Source organism: Belliella aquatica, assembly GCF_014637795.1.
GTDB classification, from domain to species: domain Bacteria; phylum Bacteroidota; class Bacteroidia; order Cytophagales; family Cyclobacteriaceae; genus Belliella; species Belliella aquatica.
In genome coordinates, this window is sequence record NZ_BMFD01000019.1 from 57,854 (window position 1) to 58,624 (window position 771).

The 771-nt window shown below is 44.5% G+C and carries 1 protein-coding gene; it reads left to right on the plus strand.

The features are described from left to right. The coding region (locus IEV57_RS17490) for a PKD-like domain-containing protein (RefSeq protein WP_188444339.1) at positions 1–771 on the plus strand (771 nt) is incomplete at both ends.

The following is a 771-nucleotide window of genomic DNA, read 5'->3' on the forward strand; positions in this document are numbered from 1 at the left end:
GAATCCAGTTGCTGTAGTCGAAGCAGCACCCAATTCAGATGTGATTTGTTCAGATGGAACTACGTACATCACACTTAGTCCCAAAAGCACGGGTACAACAGCTATGACTTTTAGCTGGACAGCTTCAGTGACAACATCACCTGCAGGAATAGGAGCTGATATCACAGGATTTTCGACTCAAAATGCGACAGGGATACAAAGTGTAATTGAAGATAAACTTATCAATACTGGAACAAGCCCCGGTGTAGTGACTTACGAGATTACTCCATATTTTGGAGATTGTGCGGGTACGACAATCTCTGTACCAGTGACAGTGAGTCCGGCTGGGCAAGTGGATCAGGAGGATGATCAGGTGATCTGCCAGGGAGAGGATACTCAAGCAATTAATTTCTCTACCATCAATACTATAGGGATTACGACTTATGCTTGGGAAATCGATAAAAACATTGGTTTGTTTCCTCTATCAGGAATAGGAAATATTCCTGCTTTCAAAGGAGTCAATGCCAGTTCAGAGTCCATTGTAGCTACGGTGACAGTAAGGCCAACCTTTACTCATGAAGGTGAGAGTTGTGAAGGAGCTCCAATGACTTTCACGATCACGGTCAATCCAGTGGCACAAGTACTGGCAGATCCAGCTTTTGAGGTAATTTGTTCAGGAGATGAAACGGGTATCAAGTTGAGCTCAACAACCACAGGAACCGAGACAGTGACCTACACTTGGATAGCGGTGCAGTCTGAAGCTCCAATAGGTGGAGTAATAGTAGGTTTCGA